Source organism: Saccharibacillus sp. JS10 (assembly GCF_024436065.1).
In the GTDB taxonomy this organism is placed as follows: domain Bacteria; phylum Bacillota; class Bacilli; order Paenibacillales; family Paenibacillaceae; genus Saccharibacillus.
In genome coordinates this window covers 352,164-369,703 of record NZ_JANFNS010000005.1, presented here as the reverse complement: position 1 = coordinate 369,703, position 17,540 = coordinate 352,164, and the positions used below count along the sequence as shown (strand labels likewise).

At 39.9% G+C, this 17,540-nt stretch carries 15 protein-coding genes; 7 read left to right on the top strand and 8 right to left on the bottom strand.

The annotated features are described in order from the left end of the window. The first annotated feature begins 82 nt into the window (after positions 1–82). The gene (locus tag NOM90_RS16715) at positions 83–1,534 is read left to right on the top strand and encodes an SIR2 family protein (protein WP_255943567.1); all 1,452 of its coding nucleotides are present in this window, start codon (positions 83–85) and stop codon (positions 1,532–1,534) included. On the opposite strand, the gene NOM90_RS16710 is transcribed toward NOM90_RS16715, so the two are convergent. The 3 genes from NOM90_RS16710 to NOM90_RS16700 form a co-directional block, all read right to left on the bottom strand. After that, complete coding sequence (locus NOM90_RS16710; RefSeq protein ID WP_255943566.1) at positions 1,490–2,239, bottom strand: toll/interleukin-1 receptor domain-containing protein; 750 nt, start codon at positions 2,237–2,239, stop codon at positions 1,490–1,492. The two genes, NOM90_RS16715 and NOM90_RS16710, sit on opposite strands and share 45 nt — an antisense overlap. 257 nt (positions 2,240–2,496) lie before the next feature. After that, positions 2,497–3,102 carry a hypothetical protein gene (locus tag NOM90_RS16705; protein WP_255943565.1) on the bottom strand — a complete coding sequence of 202 codons (606 nt, stop codon included), beginning with the start codon at positions 3,100–3,102 and terminating at the stop codon, positions 2,497–2,499. A gap of 194 nt (positions 3,103–3,296) precedes the next feature. Then, positions 3,297–5,297, bottom strand: coding sequence for a S9 family peptidase (locus NOM90_RS16700; RefSeq protein WP_255943564.1), 2,001 nt, complete (start codon positions 5,295–5,297; stop codon positions 3,297–3,299). Between the two features lie 236 nt (positions 5,298–5,533). On the opposite strand from NOM90_RS16700, the gene NOM90_RS16695 reads away from it, so the two are divergent. Next, positions 5,534–6,304 carry a hypothetical protein gene (locus NOM90_RS16695; protein WP_255943563.1) on the top strand — a complete coding sequence of 257 codons (771 nt, stop codon included), beginning with the start codon at positions 5,534–5,536 and terminating at the stop codon, positions 6,302–6,304. Between the two features lie 118 nt (positions 6,305–6,422). Here the strand turns inward: NOM90_RS16695 and NOM90_RS16690 are convergent, their stop codons facing one another. The 4 genes from NOM90_RS16690 to NOM90_RS16675 form a co-directional block, all read right to left on the bottom strand. Next, positions 6,423–7,544: a phosphotransferase enzyme family protein gene (locus tag NOM90_RS16690; protein ID WP_255943562.1), complete on the bottom strand. Its 1,122-nt coding sequence runs from the start codon at positions 7,542–7,544 to the stop codon at positions 6,423–6,425. Positions 7,545–7,739: 195 nt separating this feature from the next. Then, the gene (locus NOM90_RS16685; RefSeq protein WP_255943561.1) at positions 7,740–8,288 is read right to left on the bottom strand and encodes a GNAT family N-acetyltransferase; all 549 of its coding nucleotides are present in this window, start codon (positions 8,286–8,288) and stop codon (positions 7,740–7,742) included. Positions 8,289–8,322: 34 nt separating this feature from the next. Continuing rightward, complete coding sequence (locus tag NOM90_RS16680) at positions 8,323–9,057, bottom strand: GNAT family N-acetyltransferase (RefSeq protein WP_255943559.1); 735 nt, start codon at positions 9,055–9,057, stop codon at positions 8,323–8,325. 21 nt (positions 9,058–9,078) lie between these two features. After that, positions 9,079–10,002, bottom strand: a complete 924-nt coding sequence (locus NOM90_RS16675) for a GNAT family N-acetyltransferase (RefSeq protein WP_255943557.1) — start codon at positions 10,000–10,002, stop codon at positions 9,079–9,081. A gap of 193 nt (positions 10,003–10,195) precedes the next feature. Between NOM90_RS16675 and NOM90_RS16670 the strand changes: the two genes are divergently transcribed. The 4 genes from NOM90_RS16670 (at position 10,196) to NOM90_RS16655 (ending at position 13,812) form a co-directional block, all read left to right on the top strand. Next, positions 10,196–11,173, top strand: a complete 978-nt coding sequence (locus tag NOM90_RS16670) for an AraC family transcriptional regulator (protein WP_255943555.1) — start codon at positions 10,196–10,198, stop codon at positions 11,171–11,173. A gap of 106 nt (positions 11,174–11,279) precedes the next feature. Beyond that, positions 11,280–11,729, top strand: a complete 450-nt coding sequence (locus NOM90_RS16665; protein WP_255943554.1) for a DUF6376 family protein — start codon at positions 11,280–11,282, stop codon at positions 11,727–11,729. A 1,166-nt stretch (positions 11,730–12,895) separates the two neighbouring features. Next, positions 12,896–13,120 (top strand): helix-turn-helix domain-containing protein, encoded by a 225-nt coding sequence (locus NOM90_RS16660; RefSeq protein ID WP_255943553.1) that lies wholly within the window; start codon positions 12,896–12,898, stop codon positions 13,118–13,120. Between the two features lie 2 nt (positions 13,121–13,122). Next, positions 13,123–13,812: a hypothetical protein gene (locus NOM90_RS16655; RefSeq protein WP_255943551.1), complete on the top strand. Its 690-nt coding sequence runs from the start codon at positions 13,123–13,125 to the stop codon at positions 13,810–13,812. Here NOM90_RS16655 and NOM90_RS16650 read toward each other — a convergent pair. Continuing rightward, positions 13,809–15,722 (bottom strand): Eco57I restriction-modification methylase domain-containing protein, encoded by a 1,914-nt coding sequence (locus NOM90_RS16650; protein ID WP_255943549.1) that lies wholly within the window; start codon positions 15,720–15,722, stop codon positions 13,809–13,811. The two genes, NOM90_RS16655 and NOM90_RS16650, sit on opposite strands and share 4 nt — an antisense overlap. A gap of 1,052 nt (positions 15,723–16,774) precedes the next feature. On the opposite strand from NOM90_RS16650, the gene NOM90_RS16645 reads away from it, so the two are divergent. Beyond that, positions 16,775–17,488 (top strand): type 1 glutamine amidotransferase, encoded by a 714-nt coding sequence (locus tag NOM90_RS16645; protein WP_255943547.1) that lies wholly within the window; start codon positions 16,775–16,777, stop codon positions 17,486–17,488. The last annotated feature ends 52 nt before the right edge of the window (positions 17,489–17,540 follow it).

The window sequence follows — 17,540 nt, the reverse complement described above, 5'->3', positions numbered from 1 at the left end:
TGCTAGGTAAGTAGGTTTTTTAAGGATTGGACTTTGAAAGCAAATTAGATACTAATAACTATGAATTATTTGGAGGTAAAAAGTGAGTATAGAAGATAACGAAATAGCAGATCGCTTGCTAAAGCAAACAAAACTAGACATCAATGACTTCTTAGATGAATTTTCTAGAGAAACGATAAATAAAGGATCTTCGTTGTTTGTTGGATCTGGTGTTTCACGAAATTCTGGACATGTGACTTGGGGAACTTTGTTTGAACCTTTGGCTGCTGAATTAGGAATCGAGATTACTGAAAAGACCGACCTATATAGATTAGCTCAATATTATGCTAATAAACATACAGATAGTAAGTTAAGAAAGAAAGTGCAAGATGAAATCGGCAAAATCAAACCAGGTAATGCTCTTTTGACTGAACTAATTGATATGAATTTTAATAATATCTGGACAACAAACTATGATCCTTTGATTGAGCAAGAATTAAGTCGTCGTTTAATATCTTATAACATGATACATGATGAGAAAGACTTGGCTAGCATTGATAGAAATGAAAAAGTAAATGTTCATAAAATAAATGGTGACATCAATAGTCCATCCAAAATGATCATAACTAAAAAAGATTACGATCATTATGAAGATGGGCATTCGTTATTTTTAACATTCTTAAAGAAAGAATTAATTTCAAATACTTTTCTTTTTGTTGGTTACAGTTTTACTGATGCTCTTGTACTCGACTGCCTCAGTTCCATAAGTCGCTTACTTGGAAAAGAAGGTAATACACATTACGCTATTATGTTGGTAAATGAAAAAACTACGATTGAATTTGAGCACATGGTTCATGATCTTAAAAATAGATACAACATACGAGTTATGTGCATAACAGAGACGCAAATCATTCCTTTATTGAAAAGATTGAATAATAAAATTAAAGAGAAGAAAGTATTTATATCTGGTGCGTATGACAAAATTTTAGAATCAGAGGTAGCTCAATCTGATGAACTATCTTATGCATTGGTAACTTCTTTATTAGAAAACGGATTTAGATTATCTACAGGCGTAGGAAAACGACTAGGGACTTTAATAACAGGATATTCGTATCAATATTTGGCGGAACAGGGTATTCAAAATAAGGATAAATATCTTTCCATGAGACCTTTTCCATTCCATAAAGATCTTTCAGAAGATAAAAAACAAGAATATAGAATCAACATGCAACATGACTGTAGTTCCGCCATATTCTTATTTGGTCAAAGTAAGAAAACAAATGAGCAAGGCTCTGTTGAAAAAACAGGACACTATAGTCAAGGTGTTTATCAAGAATTTTTGATTGCAAAAGAACGTAAGTTGACTATTATTCCCGTTGGAAGTACGGGATATGAAGCAGAAATAATTTGGAAAGAAGTGAAGCAGAATATTAATGAATACCCTTATCTTTCTGGAAAAATCGATGAATTAATGAGTGAAAAAGATCCTAAAAGAATAGTAGCAATCATTTTACACATTCTTAACGAAGTTGCCTACAACAACCGTGCTAACTAATAGTAGAAAAAGTCTTTCGATCATCAACATATCTCTAAGATCTACTTTTAAAGAGAGTTTAGTTTCATTAAACAACTTTTTAAAACCCGCTGTATAGTAAGAGGGAGTTTCATTCAGATCGTAACTACATTCTATATAAGTGCAACCTGCGTAAAGTAAAGATATTCGCGAATTGAAGTTTTTTTCATCAATTTCTAAATAAGATTGAAGTAAATTAGAGATGAAAATATCAGACTTTAATTTCTTCATGCTTTTCTCTAAGGAGATTAAGTTTTGATATTCGTGAGTTGCTAATTCATCTTCTAAGAACTTGCATATAATATGATTGCAGGTTGAATAGACATCAATAGAAGGAACGATCTCTTTGTAGACTAAATTCTTTAACCATTTATACTTTTCAGGTACTTCACTTGCAGAGATATTAAAAAATATAGGAAAAATATGCATGGTACCATTTAAATATTTTTCATACATCAAGTCTATTTCTTCATTGGCACAATAAGAATCTATCGAATTTGGGCTTAAAATTATAATACCGTAGGGGGAATGTTCCACTCCCTCAACAAAATTCTTGTAATTGCGTTCGTCTCCTAGGAGCATTTTATCTCGGTCGTACCAAACTGGAATACGGTAGTTTTTGATATGATAAAGGATCGCTTCTACAATAATGTGGCGATCCTTACTAGAAAAACAAAAGAATATCATATATTTTCTCCTTTTTTAGTTCAGAAAAATAATAGTCGGCTTCGATATACAACTAAAAACCTCCAAATAATTCATAGTTATTAGTATCTAATTTGCTTTCAAAGTCCAATCCTTAAAAAACCTACTTACCTAGCAATGTCTATAGTATACAGGAATTTGAAGATGTTCAAAAGATCTAAAATTTGAAGATCCAGACAATTTGTATTAATTTTTAGACAGAACTTTTTTACGAACGAATACATTTCATTTCTATCAAATTACTCAACAACATTTTCTCCTAATAAGCGTTGAAACTCCTTTTTGACCTCCAAACTAAGCTGCTCATTCGACTGATCTATAGGTTCGGTAATATTTACTTTCCCCTGATAAACGCCCAATGGCATATAGCCACCATCCTCATGCTTTTTCAAAAAAATAAGATATTCCTGATTGCGGTTGATCGGGTTGTAGTCTTCGTTAATCATCTGAACTTGCTGATCTGAAGAATCGGTAAAGACGGTATACGGTTCGTAAATCGTGATGTTGTCTCCGACTTGTAAATCTTGTTTCGCTTGTTGAAGGTTTTGAATCTCAACTTCGGTTTCTGTCCAGTACCAGAGAGGGGCTCCGTTGCGATCGGGTTCTTGATTCACATGTTTTCGTTTATCAGAAGCCTTTACGTGCGCTATAACATCTGCATCTTCTTGAAGCTCACGTGGGGATTCGTAAATTTTAGTTTCGCCTAGAGTCTTAACAATCTTGATTGATTTTGAAAGCTTGGCACCTTGCGAACTTTTTTCATTACTGAACATGAAGATCAGCGACGTTGTTAAAAGTACAACACTTACAGGAATAAGTATTTTTCGAAAAACTCTTGCGTTCATATCGACCGCACTCCTTTTATAGCGAATTTTCTAAAAACAAACCTTACTTCATAGACGTTCAATTTTTCGAAAAGTATGCTGATTTGAAAGATTTGTTAAAATGCTAAGACCAACAAAACCATCTGAAAATAAATACAAAAAAACCAACCCTGAATAACCGGGCTGGTTTTAATGAACTCCAAAAAGATAAACCTCTACAAATACTCGTCCATCCAACCCGCAATATGCGACAAACGCGCAACGCGAAGAGAAGGATGCCCGCCGCGAGACAATTCATGGTTGGCTTTAGGGAAACGGACGAAACGTGTTTTGCGACCGAGTCTTTTTAGCGCAATATATAGCTGCTCGCCTTGCTCAATCGGGCAACGAAGATCTTGTTCGCCGTGCAAAATGAGTAGAGGAGTACGGACGTGCTGAACATACGCGATCGGCGAATGTTTCCACAACAATTCCGTATCTTGCCAAGCGTCGCCGCCGATCTGGTCTTCGGTGAAGTAAGCGCCGATATCGCTGACTCCGTAGAAAGAAACCCAGTTCGAGATCGAACGCTGCGTCACTGCGGCTTTAAAACGATCGGTGTGACCGACGATCCAGTTGGTCATAAATCCGCCGTAGCTGCCGCCCGTTACGCCAAGTCTTTTTTCATCGATAAACGTATAGGTTTCTAACGCATGATCCACTGTTTCCATCAGGTCGCGGTAATCGCCGCCTCCGTAATCGCCTCGGCAAGCATTTACGAATTCTTGTCCGTAGCCGTGACCGCCGCGTGGGTTGGAGAAAATCAACGCATACCCTTGAGACGCAAGAAGTTGGAACTCGTGCATAAACGTATGCCCATACATCATATGCGGGCCGCCGTGGATTTCGAGAATTGCCGGGACTTTTTCCGAAGAAGATTCGTCAAATCCAATCGGCTTCATGATCCAAGCTTGTACTTTCCAGCCATCTTGTGTATCCACCCAGAACGATTCCGGCTTGCTTAATTGATATTGACTCAACCAAGCGCTATTCGCATCTGTAAGTCGGGATTCTTGCCGAGTATTCAGCGAGAAACGATACAAATCGCCAGGGTTCAAAGGATCGGAGATCGCGACAATCAACCCGCCTTGATGATCCGATGTAATCTGATACACATCACGCTCGCCATCCAGCAAGATTTCATGACCGGAACCGTCTGCTGCAAACTTCGCTACGCCAGCGCTGCCGCGCTGAGTGAACATCGCGTACACCGAACTTCCGTCTTCGGAAAAAAGCGGCGCCGTGGAACCCAGACCTGATCGCATATCGCCAACGACCGCATTTTCAACGAGCAGATCAGGATCATCGGTCAGACATGTGATTTTGCCGCCTTCTACCGGAATACTGTATAACCGAGTCAGCGTCGCGTTATGATAAGAGTTGTCGCTAGCGAAAAAGGCGATCTGCGAACCTTCTGGCGAAAAAGCAAGCTGACCGATACTCCATTCGGAATTCGTGAGTGTGACCCGGTTGCTTCCATCGGCATTAGCTACATGGAGATCGTTTACCCATAACAAATCAGGATCGGTATTGTCGTCTTCGGGAATATAAGCGGTAAACGCGATTTTTTGGCTGTCTGGCGACCAATTAAATCCACCGACGTCAAAAGAACCTGAAGTCACCGCATTTCCTTCGCCGCTTATGGCATCAACAACGAAAAGATGATTCCGTTTACCATTCCAAAGCCCGCCGCTATCGCTTTTGTAACGCAGACGATCAATGACGGTTTCTTTAAGCGGTTCTTTTTCGGCAGAGTCAGAATCTTTTTCTTCATCGGAATCGTTTTCGCTTACTTGAGACGTGACCAGCAATTTCGAACTGTCCGGCGACCATTTGAATGAGCCGATACCGCTCGGCAGATTCGTGAGCACACTCGCTTCGCCGCCGTTTGCAGGCAACAACCAGACTTGATTCTGATCTTCTTGTTTACGGATAAAAGCTAATTGCATGCCGTCTGGCGACCAGATCGGAGAGATGTCTTGTTGTCCAGAAGTTAGATATACATCGGTATCATGGTCTGGTGAAATCATACGAATCCGAGTCGTGTATCCGTCGCGGTCTTCGTTAACTGTCCGCTGGGTATAGACAATGCGACCGTCTTTTTTCGAGACTTGAGGAGAGCCAACCCATACAAAATCATATAAATCTTCTGCAAGCAGTCCACGCTTTTCGCTCATTGTTGATGCCTCCCAATTGTATGTAGATAACGATAAAGCTTCCTTTTTATGATACGGGAAGGTCAGAAAATGGGCAAACCGAACATAGAAAGGAAGCTCGACCTTAAGCAGAAATAGACGTTATTCTTTTTTTGCGACCTCCGGTTCATTGGCGTAGCTTGGAATATGCCGTAGAATCGGTATCAATATACATCGATGATCTTGCATGCAACTTTCTGGAAAGGAGGTCTACCTCTATGCTAGCACCCGAGAACATTTTAAAAGTCTGGAAAAGGTTCGACGAGTTTCCAATGGAGACGCTCACGAAAGCTTGGCTGCACGCGAACGGAGAAGGATCGAAGCCAAGAAGCGTGGACGTGATGCGCAAGCAGCGAGAGCAGTACGGAACATCCGGGAATTGTTTTGATCTAGCATTATGGCTTATCGACGAATTTCGCAGTGAAGGCATTATTTGTTATCCGATCGGTGAACATCTGGGGACGGAAAAAGCACATGCTGCGGTCATCGCCATGGATCGAGAAGGAAGCCGCTATCTTTGCGATTTGGGCGATCAATGGATTCAGCCGATTTTGGTCGATCCAGGGGCGGAGGGATATACAGAAGAGCCGTTAGAAGGCTTTTTCCCCGGAGCCTATATCGCGGTTTCTTCAGATGGCGAGCAAGCCAAGATTCGCTATATTCGTCATAACGGCAAAGAAAGCCAAATGCTGTTCAACCTGACTCCGGTCGGCGAAGCTGAATTTCGTGAAGCAGCGGCATATTCTCAAAGCCTGCTCAGACATCCATTGGTCGAAAAACGCATTGAGATATGTACAGGTCACAACATTGTCCATTGGGAATACGATCAAGGAACGGCAAGAGTGAGTAGCCATACCGGGTTGTACCGAGAAAGCGAGCCTCACGGTCAAGAAACTTGGGTGACACGAATTGCGCAGCGTTCCGGAATCGATCGTCATATCGTACAGATTGCACTGGATACTTATGCGGCGGTAAAAAAATCGAATTAAGGTGTGGGTATACAAAAAAGGACGGAATGCGAAGGTGAAGTCGCATGTTCCGTCCTTTTTGGTGTTGTGCTCGCTCGGCTGCCGCCTCGTCTTCCTGCGAGTCGCGTAGAAGCAAAGCTTAAGAAGTTTTGAGATCCATCACGGCTTTGCCGAACGAATTTTCACGGAATTCTTGGATGAAATCGTGGAGCCAGTCTTCGCCGTAATCAAGCTCGCCGTCGAGCACTGGCGAGATTTCCGCATCCAAGCCCATCGTCCAGAATCGACGAATGACGGTGAAGATCGAGACCGCCGCTTCGTCGGCTGCGGAGAAAGGTCGAACGTAGCGGTAGCCTTGCAAAAAGGCTTGCCACAGCGGTTCAATCTGCTCGGATGATTGCCGTTTGCGATTTTTGAACTGCGCGACATCCCATGCTCGCCAGCCGGGAGCCGCAAATTCAAAATCAAAATGCGCAAAGCGATCGCCTTGCCTTAGCGCATTGTTGTTGCCGTGCATATCGCCGTGGCATATGCCGAAGTCCAGCCCGCCCGCCGCAGCTTCGGCGGCGGCTTTTTCCAGTTCCTGCGCATAACTACGCAGGAAGTTCGCTTCCGAATGATCCTCGCCAATATACGCGAGAATCATTCGAAGCGGAGCGCGAAGCAGCGTCTCGGCGTCCGCTGCCGCGCGCCGCGCATAAGAGCCGTCCGCGAGCGCATATTCGCGGACACTGCCAGAACTTGCGGCGAAATCGCCCGCCGCAAGCTCTGGCGCAATCTCGTCCATTGCCGCGTGAAGTTCGGCGGCAGACCGCCCGAAAGCGATGCAAGATTCTTCGTCTTGCATCAGGTCTTCCGCGCCTTCGGCTTCGCGGAACAAAGCCGCGAAGCGCACGCCTTCCGGCGCTTGCAGAGCCGTGTACAAGCTGCCGTCCGCGAGCCGCACGGCAGGCGAGACCGCTGCCGACGAAGCATCGGTCAGCTTGCCTTGCAGTCGTTCGAGCAATTCCAGCTCGAACACGACGTCGCTTTCGCGCACATCGGCGCGATAGACGCGAAGCATATAGCGTCCGCCGTCTTCGGTGCGGACGCGGTACGTGTCGTTCAAGCCGCGCAGCCAGTAGCGGCACTCCGTCCAGTCGCCGGCTTCGTACAAGCCGGACAAGCGGCGCTTTACGTAAGACGGACGTAAAACCGATCGAGCGGCGATCGGTTCACCGCTGTCTGGAATATTTTTTAGATCGGGATGCGAATCGTTCATAAATGCAAGACTCCTTTGTGTTTGAATGATCGGTTCATTCAATCCAATGCGTAATCAATTAGTTCCTGCCGAAGTATTCATATACCTTAGACGTGAGTAATAATGATCTTCATACATGAGCCGGACTCCTTGAATCGTTCTTAGAGCGGTCGTACCATATGAATATCCAGGGGTTCTTTCGCCAGCAAGTAAGCATCAGGTTGGGTCGCATTTTGGTTTGCGATTAAACCGAAAAGCAAGCATTTCCACTTCGTGATGATTTCCTTTTTTTTCGGTAAAATTACCGCTTGTATAAGCGGAGAGCGTGCGCCGCCAAAATTTTTGTGCGCGAAGATTGCGTTCGCTCGGATTCGTTTGCAGTTCCCAACGCCCTTGAAAAGAATCGAATACTTTGCGGGCTGCCGCTTCCGCGACGCCCGAAGCGCGATAAGGACGAAGTACAAAAAATTCGTTTAAATAATAATCGGTCTCTGACGGTGCGTAAGGAGGAGTAGCAACGAAGGCAAAGCCGGCAGGACGCCCGTCTACTCGGATTAGCAAAGGAAACAGTATACCCGGATGCTGCCACCAGACTTCAAAGATTTCGCTTTGGCGCGCAAGTGTCGGGGTATCGTCTTCTTCAAAAATACCAAAAGCATTCGGACGATTTTGCCAAATTTCCGATAAGTCGTGCAGGTATAACGGATACATATTATGCACGATATAAGATTGATCGCTGCCGCAAGGTATCAATTCAACGTTCATGATCGAACTCTCCTGTTCTCCGTTATCTTTGTTCTTAGTCCTCGACCGTCTTGATCACGTCCCAGTTCGCGAACATCGAGAAACCGGAAGCTTCAGCCAAGCGCGCGGACGAGACGTTATCTGGATGACAACGATATTGAGGTTCATAGCCGAGCTTCATTGCTTGCGCGCTGATCGCCCGTACCGTTTGCCGTCCAAAGCCGCGCCCGCGAAACTGCGGAAGCGTAATGATGCCCAAATCCGCGAACGAAGTTCCGCTCCATGGATACATGCTGGCGGCGGATACTAGACGGCCTTCGGCGAAGCAGCCGAATACGAGCCAGTGATCCAATTCGACGAAGGCTTCATCCAGATCGTTCTCCGGCGCTTCCGATACGAAAGCTTCGAAAACAGATGCATCGTCTGCCGTCAGTTGCCGAACTTCTCCAGAGAAGCTTTCTTCGCGCAAAAGCTTTTGCTCTTCGATTGGAAGATAAAATAACTGGTCGATGCCATTAAGCGGGATATTGGCTTGCTGCAAAGTTTTGAAAAGCTGATCGGCATCGATCTGATCGCCTGATTTCAATCCGATTTGTTGCGCAATATCCGGTAGCACCGTTAGAAATCCGCCTGAGCCGATCAGATCAAGCAACATGACGCTTCGGGATGCCGGCAGCTCCGCATCTATAGAGACTACGTATTTTCCAGACTGCGGCCGATCAACGGAAGGCAGCCAATAGTCGTTAACTTTGTCTGAAAAAATCGGGAATGAAGAGTGAGATTCGGTCATAACGGTCACTCCTTTATTGTCTTAAATTTTAACCGCATAACGATGTTCTTCTGTCTCAACCAGGAATCCTGCCGATAGATACAGCTTCAGTGCCGATTCATTCGTCGCTTCGACATCAAGTTCGGCGAATTCGCAAGAATGAGCTTGAAGATCGTGCAGCGCTTTGGTCAGCAGCATCGAAGCCAATCCTTTTCTGCGGTAAGGTTCGCGAACCAGCACTTCTTCGATCTCTCCGACCGTATCTTCCGCCAACCAATACATCAGACTCGCTACCGGCTGACCTTCATGATGGATTTGCAGCAGTCGCCAATTGCGATTTTGCATATACTCTCTGATACGTTTTTCACCAGTCGGCGAATTCGGCCAAATTTCTGTGTCGAGTGCTAAATAGGCGTTCATCTGAGCCTCATTTAACGTATCGAAGATTTGCCATTCGTAAGGCGCTGGCAGCGTCGGTTCAGTGCGTGGGCTTTTGCTCAGCTCGCACTCCATACGGTATTGTCTTTTCAACGGATAAAATGCGGGAAGCCCAGCGAAGAAATTCGTATTGTCTAGTTCTTCGACGAAATTACCAAAACACAATTCAGTGCCGCGCGTAGCCGGAAAATCTTTTTTCAGTTCAAGCGCACGTTGGTGAATGACTTCATACATTTCTTGAAGCAGAACCTGATCTTTTTCGCGTTCCGGCAATGTTTTGATATTGAAAAAGATGCGATGCTTGGCAGAAGGGTCGGCTTCGTCCGGCAGAACCGCCATCGTTTGCAATTGCCCTTTTGCGACCATGATGCCTTGTTCTACAGCGATAAAGACGTTCGACCAATTTTCTTGCTCTCCAACCCACCAAAACACAATATTGCGTCCTTCGGTAACTTGTTTATGAAAATCGCCCAATGCAGAGAAGTCGTTTTCGTTAAAATTTCGAATTTGTAATGTAGAATGATCCAAGGGTAAAACCTACCTTTCTGTCAATCGGTTGCCTGCTGTCAGTATGCCGCATAGAGAAAGTGAAAAATGAACCGATCTTGCGCTTATGTGTGGCTGACGGCAAGAATATTTTTTGTTACGATAACCTTATCGGTGAAAAATAGCCTTTAACGCCTTTCTTTTTAAGGATAGGGAACGAAAGCAGGAAACGAAGATGAACAACAACAATCTACATACAGAAAAAGAAGATTACGCAAAACAACTTTCCGTTCAATCCACAGAGCCGACTATTGGAGACACGATCTATACGATCGAGCGGGTGTTAAATCAAGTGGAGAATCGGCTTGCGGATAAGCTGGTGCTAGATGAGCTGGCGGAACATGTTCATTTGTCGAAATTTCATCTACATCGTCTGATGCGCGCAGCGACGGGGCTGCCTTTAATGGAGTATATTCGCGCTCGTAAATTATCTGCAAGCGTTAACGATCTGCTTGCTTTGGGCAAACAAACGACAATTTTACATACCGCACTGGCTTACGGATTCGATCATGAACAATCTTATATCCGCGCATTCAAAAGGCAGTTTGGCTTGACGCCCGCACAATTTCGTCGTGGACGCACCGAGATTACATTGGTTGAACGGTATGACACGACATTTTTGAACGAAATTCGAAGCGGCGTCGTGTTTGAGCCAACTTTCGTGATGAGACCGAAAAGCTTTTATGCCGGACGAAAAGCGACGATCGGAATTGCCGAAAATTATGAGCGGTATACCGCGAATACGCACGGCGTTTCGTTTTTTTATAGCGAGTACCCGAAGATTCCGAACAATATCAATCCAGGCGTGTATATCGGTCTGACGTTGTACCCACCCGAATGTTCGCCGCAAGCGACCGATTATCTCACATCCGCAGAAGTTTCTTCATTAGAAGGTTTAGAGCAAGAATGGGATACGGCGACGATTCCGGCGGGGAAATATGCGGTCTTTAAATATATTGGACGGTTTCATCCTGAACATTTGACGATTCATCATTTGAACGATATTTGGAACTATATGGACGAATGGATTATGAATTCTTCTTACGAGCAAGCGGACGGTCATCATTTTGAATATATCGATGCGGCTATTGCCAGAGAAGATTATTGCGAAGCGGATTTGTATGTGCCGATACGGGACAGGCAAAAGTCGTAGGAGATTCAAGGCTGCAATGAAGTAGTCTCGTTTCTCTAATGTTGAAATCCGAAACCGAAAGGGCTTTAGCGCAGTATATATGGCAAACTTCCACGAGGAGAGTGCTATGATGAAGAAAAAGATGATTCTGATCGTAACGTTGTTCGCCGCTTTGCTTGCCGGGTGTTCGGCAGTCGAAGAAGTGGGACGTTCTGTTAATTATACGAGCGATGCCGCGGCGTATATCAATGACGCTTCGCAGTGGGCGCAAGAGTTACCGGAGATGGCGCAAAATGCGGCAACCGATCCGCAAGCTCAAAAACAGTTGCAGCAAGAACTCGATAATATCCAGAAGCGTGCTTCCGAGTTTGCGCAAGCCGATGTTCCCGAGTTTGCCCAAGGCATTCATCAGCAATTAAGCGGATATAACGAGACGCTCAATACGCAGATCGACAACATCCAACAACGTATCCAAGCTGGGGATTTCACACCGGAAATGCTGCAAAATACGGAAGTGATGCAGACTTTGCAAGAGATTCGAGGGTTGATGGATCAGGTGCAGCAGTTGGGTCAATAAAGATGCGAAATAGCCCTAGATGATTTAGGGCTATTTTTTACAAATCAAATATTCTTAAGTGAAAGATAATAAACTATGTTGCTGTTCTAGTATTAAAACAAAGTAACCTAATTCATGTACCAATGATTCAAATGACATTTGCTCTATGAAGTTAATCAAAGTTATGTCTTTTACGCCACTTTATTTCGCTTACGTTTCATTCAGTGCAATCTTCAATTGTAGTATTATCATAGTTATCTCAGTGTCCTTTTATATATCATATTAAGCACCGAACGCAGTAAGGTATATTGAAAATTTTTGGTAACTATTTATCATTGGTTATTTTTTGTACTTTTGAAAGACGAGCATACTAAAAATTATAGAGAATTTTAAAATGATTTTAATAATTTATTGTAAAAAATTATGATTATTTTCTATACAATGTTTCAAATGTTAGTATTTATACATATTGAAAAATGTATTTTTTCAATAAATCTGTTATTGTGTATGGTGTTTTGATAAAGTTATACAGCCCTAGTTTATTAATTACTAAATTGCTGACCTTAATGTGATTATTGACGCTAATGAAGCTTTTCGAATCACAGGTAAAAGGGGAATATGGTTTACAAAATTAGCGAACTTTTCTGTCAGAAGATTTGTCTATTTTAATAATCGCATGGATTTAGATAAATTAAATGAATGTTGTTAGTTTACTTGAGATTTGGTCAAAACTATGTTTGATTATCTTTCATATGATAGACTCAGAATTTTTTATGTACTATCTTAGTATAATAAGATTTACAAAATGTTGTAAAAAATCATTAAGTTCGCTAATAATATAGATGCATAGCTCTTTTTCGCGATTGATCTTTAAATCGTTATAACGATTACAATAAAAAGATGCTATGATTAAGCTCTCCTTTCCTTTTATCATGTACTAAGGTACTCTTAGCTATTGTTCTCTCTATCCTCTTATATGCGAATAAGAATCTAACGGCTTTAAAGAATGTTCTAGCTATTTTTGTTTGGTCTACTTTTGTCAACGTGGTTTGATGAATAACATACCTTCATAAAGTATGAACTCTTAAATATATTTTTCTATTCTTAAAAGTGACTTATAGTCCGTAGACTCAAAGTCAACATCGAATTAGAATTTATTAGAAAATATTTCATAAAGGACTGTTTAGATGGGCTTAAAAGTTAAGATTGGACAAAGAATAAAGACATTGAGAAATTACAATAAAATTACGCAAGAAGATCTAGCACTTCGAACAGGACTAGATAGAACTTATATAAATAGTGTAGAAAATGGTAGAAGAAATATTTCTATTGAAACTTTAGAGAAGATTGCGAAAGGGTTTAATATGAATATTTTCAACTTTTTCAATAATGATTCTTTCAAGGGGGAATAGGGTTGGATTTTAAGTTATATGAAACTCAATTATGTAGCAGTATAGAAAATGAAGTAGATAAACTTATACAAGCAAATTTGCAATTAAAGATACGGGCAAGATCAAGGGCTGGTGCAGAAATTAGCGACTTTTTAGAAGGAATTTTTGTTGAAGCAATTAACAATGGACATCAATACTTGTCAGACGCTCAACAGTCACCTAGAGGTGCAACGAAAAACCCATACGACGCTAAATGCTATTTTGAATTTATGAGTAGAAAAGAATTGATTTGGATTGACTTTAAAGCATTTAAAATATCTTCTGTTGATAGCAATCCAGACATAGGCACACCAAATAAAGTAATTAATTTTATTAAAGAGGGCAACTTTTACTTAATCTTCGTATTAGTTTACTATGATGAAAATGAAGAAGGGTTAAAATTTGAAAAGTATAATGATGTATATACAAAAGTATATCCTTTAAAAGATGTTAATCGTAATTTCAGATTAAATCCTAAACCTCAGCTTCAAGTAAATATAGCTGCAAAACCTGAATATAGGACAAGAGAAGAATTCATTCGTTTATTTATTCAAAAACATAAAGAATCTTACCAACGACAACAGATTTCTATAGAAAAAAAACTCGATTTGTTAGATGGAATTTCCACCCAACTAATCGAGAGTAACAAAGAATCAGAAGAAAGAGGATATTAGTAAGTTTTTATATGTTCTAAAATAAATTCTTTCTCATTGTTGTTAATTCCATAATAATCGAATAATACATTATTGATTTGTTCAATACCTTTTCTGGTTTCTAAACTGTTTGAAATTATAGAATTCGTAATTTCTAACAACTGACTTAATACATCTTCATCTAGTGTCAATCGAATTTGTTTTAAGTCAGACACTTTAATTTGCGGTTGTTTTCCCCTGGATATTCTAATAATTCTTTTGCACAATGCGTAGAATGTAAGAATTGTCGAATTAAGCTGTGCACTAGTTATTTTCAGTTTATTCACAGATTCTTCATCGCTTTTTGCTTCTGACAAGCAGTATAAACTGTTATTAGCAGCCGCAGTTTCAAAAGACAATGTTGAAATTATTTCCTTTGCTGACTGTCTAATAAAGATTTTTGGTGACTTATATACTTCTAAATTTCCCAATCCAATTCTTTTTTTATTTTTTATACCTTGTTTTTCAAGTTCTTTTTTTAATTTATCATTTATACGATCTTGTAAAGGCTTGTTATATTCAAAATATTTTTCGAAGCTTAATGCTCCAAATGCAGTCTTCAAACTCTTAGAACCAACATAATAAGGCATTATTTCATTAATAGTGTCGATTTTCTCATAATAGATGAATTTGTCTTCCATATCTAACATCATTGTACAAGTTCTCAGTGATTTGCCTGGAAAAATAGACTCTAATGTAATGGACTTCCCTTCAATTTTAGCTAAAATCTCTATGGCACGATTGTGGATTATCGAAAACTTATTCTCATCTTCTTCGTACCAATTCTTTTGGCTTATAACTTGTTCCTCTTCTATTTCATACTTTATAACCTTTACTTGGTGTTTAAGGTTCTCTTCTAAATCGCTACTTTTTTGCAAAGAAATAATTATTTGACCGCTTCCTACACCGTTAAATGTAGCTAAGTCAGTAATAAGATACTTAATCTTAGAATGTTCTAAAATGTAACGTCTTAAATGTTTAAATGCAGTCTCGAAAAAACTAATATCGACGATAAATGATATATACCCATCTTCATTTAACCAATCTAATGACTGCTCAAAGAAAAACATATTCATGTTAAATTTTCCGTTTTTCACACAAGGAGGAACAAAATTGTAATTTTTTATATAATAAGTTCTTAGTTTCTCTGATTTCTTCATGTCTCTTCTTCCATATAAAGTAACGTAAGGTGGGTTTCCAATAATGTAATCAAATTTTTTATCAGTATAAAGGCAATCCATTTTAATTTTTCTTGCTTGTTCTGTTTCAATGAATTCTAATTCAGAATTAAATAACTCTAATTGTTCAATGCTATTTTCAGGTTTAAACGTAGCATCAGTAACATATATATTTAATTCTATTTCATTTAGAATAGATGAATCTTTATACAAAAAACACATTAAACAATAAATGTTCAACTTTGTGAAAAATACCATGTCGGAAGAAATATCAAAACCTACTATTTTTTCACTAACAAAGTTCAATATATTTTCTTTGGAAAATCCTTTTTTATATAGTCTATAAATAATAGTTAAAATAAAAATACCTGTACCACATGAGGGTTCTAAAAATCTTTTATTTATTACAGACTTCGAATTAAAATCTACAACGTTATCTAGTATTAAGTTTACAATATCAATACTATTAGTATGATATTGACCAATTTTTTTTAAATCATTAATACTATATAAAGAATTAATTTCAGAAGTGATCCATAAGAATAAATCTAGAATATTTTTTGTTTCGGGAATTTCAATTATTTTTTTTGTCTTTAAAAAGGAGAACAATGAAGAATCTAATTCATTAATTTCTAAGAAAGAATAATATATATTTAATACTTTTTCAAATTTATCTAAATCTATGTTAATTTGATTTTGATCTAGTATGCTCATCAGAAACTTACTCCTTTTTGTTGATTATAAGTCACCTTATGATAAGGTAATATATTTAAACAGTCAACTTACTCATGTTACAATATATCACTAAGTTTTATAGTTACTTTCTAAATATTATGAAAAACTAGACGACTCTATTTAGAGTAGTTTCTTAGTTCTTTTACTTTTGGTAGAATATTGCGTTTCTGATTCAATAGCATTCATAAATGCCATAGCTGTGAATTTACTCAATTTTTAAATTTTATATATATTTGAATCTTCGATTTCGATATGAGAATCTTCGTCTAAATGTTTTTGTAACTAGACCGCTTTCAATTTTAACTTAGATCTATTTTGCTCCTATTATATAATTATAATCGGTAAAGCTACTTTTGCTTTATACATATACTTCCTAGAATGAATAATAAGTCGTCATTGAGCGAAGCTTGATTAATATGTATTTATTCAAGTGCAAGTGTAGACTTCGAATTTTCTGAATTTCGTACATGATTATCCATCCACCTAAAATTACAAGATAGCTAAAGAGCTAATGGTAATTATAACTTGTTGTTTTTTGATCGTAATCATCTCCTTAATGTGTAGCGGGGAATTATATAGTAAATAGTTGACGTATAGAATACGATTTTTTAATTTTACTTAAATGCACAAAAAAAGGACAGATGTAACGTTCATATTTACCAAAGGTATCGATAAATTCACAATTGCTAGAAGAGAAGACGTAGAGGGAAATTCAGTGAAGGAACTAAGCATTTCGAAGAAATGCACTTCGGAAGCTTATGCTAATAGTGTTCACCTTTGAAATTGAGAAAAATCTACTAAAAATTTAATCCATTTCTCGATTTTAACAAGCGATCGAAACGAATTTTTTTAGAGTCGGCTCGCTTCTTACACTAACTCGACTCTCTTGATGGCCCAAGTAGATGCGCCTACCGCATCTACTTTTTTTCATCCCATCTTACTTTATTTTTCGCAGAAGCTTACATGTCTATTGCCGATGTCAGCTTGGATTTTTTATAATCAACAAAAAAACGAAGAAAGGGCGATCAGGCATGAATATTATTTTGCTCAAACATTTTAATTTTGATGATCCGATGGTGTTTGACGATTGGGCTCGTGCAGAAGGTCATAAGCTGACGATTCTGAATCCGGCGCAGGGGCGTTTGGATCATGAGCTACTTAGCCGTACCGATCTGTTGATCGTCGGCGGGTCGCCTGCAAGTGTGTATGAAGAACGGCTGCATCCGTGGTTGGCTTCAGAAAAAAGTTTCGTTGGCGAAGCCATTAAGCAGCGCATCAAAGTATTAGGAATTTGCTTTGGAGCGCAAATGATTGCGGAGATATTAGGAGGACGCGCATATGCTCATTCGGTCAAAGAAATCGGTTGGCATGAGATTCGCCGTAACGACTACGTTCATCCGGCTTTAATGGATCTTCCGCAAGTCTTCCACTCTCTGCAATGGCATGGAGATACGTTCAGTTTGCCGCCTGGCGCAGTGAATCTTGCCAGTTCCAAGTATTGCGAGAATCAGATTTTCGCTTGGGGCGATCATGTGCTGGCGTTGCAATTTCATCTGGAGACGTCGGCGCAGTGTATCGATATTATGCTGGACGTCTGGAAAAACGATCTATTGCGAGAAGAAGAATCGGTACAAAAAGCCGAAGTGATCCGAGGCAAACAATTTCAAACGGCAGAATCTTTTAGATGGTTACGAGGAATTCTCAATCATTTTATCGACGTAGAGATTTCCGCGCGCTCATTTTAGAAAATATAAAGTTTTTTGCTGTATTTTCTTGAAAAATCACTGTATCTATTTG